Annotated in this window: 1 rRNA gene; it reads left to right on the forward strand. The window is 52.6% G+C overall.

Annotation, left to right across the window (positions count from 1 at the left end):
• Positions 1 to 158 precede the first annotated feature (158 nt).
• A 23S ribosomal RNA gene (locus QGH30_09780) occupies positions 159 to 530 on the forward strand; the annotation flags it as partial.

Raw genomic sequence — 530 nt, forward strand, 5'->3', positions numbered from 1 at the left:
CCAGGTCTGGATGTTTAGTACATGGGGTAATGGACAGGTTATCCTGAAAGGATGGCCGGTTTATTATTCTATCATTGGTTTTTAGACAATAGAATCGGAGGTTTTGGTGTCCCAAGAGCATCTGTGAGGGTCATCAAGGGTTGATGATCTTGACTGTTAAGTCAGGTAGCAAGGGCGCAGGGCGGATGCCTTGGCTCTGGGAAGCGATGAAGGACGTGGCAAGCTGCGATAAGCCTCGGGGAAGAGCAAACATCTTTTGATCCGGGGATTTCCGAATGGGGTAACCCGCATGGCTGTTGAGGCCATGCACTGCTGACTGAATCCATAGGTCAGCAGGGCGAACTCGGGGAACTGAAACATCTCAGTACCCGAAGGAAAAGAAATCAATCGAGATTCCCTCAGTAGCGGCGAGCGAAGGGGGAAGAGCCTAAACCGCCGGGTGCGCCCGGTGGGGTTGTAGGGCCGCCAACAAAGGATAATAAGAGGATTAGCTGAAGTGACTGGGAAGGCACGGCGCAGAGGGTTAGACC

Source organism: Candidatus Krumholzibacteriia bacterium, assembly GCA_030748535.1.
In the GTDB taxonomy this organism is placed as follows: Bacteria; Krumholzibacteriota; Krumholzibacteriia; order JACNKJ01; family JACNKJ01; genus JASMLU01.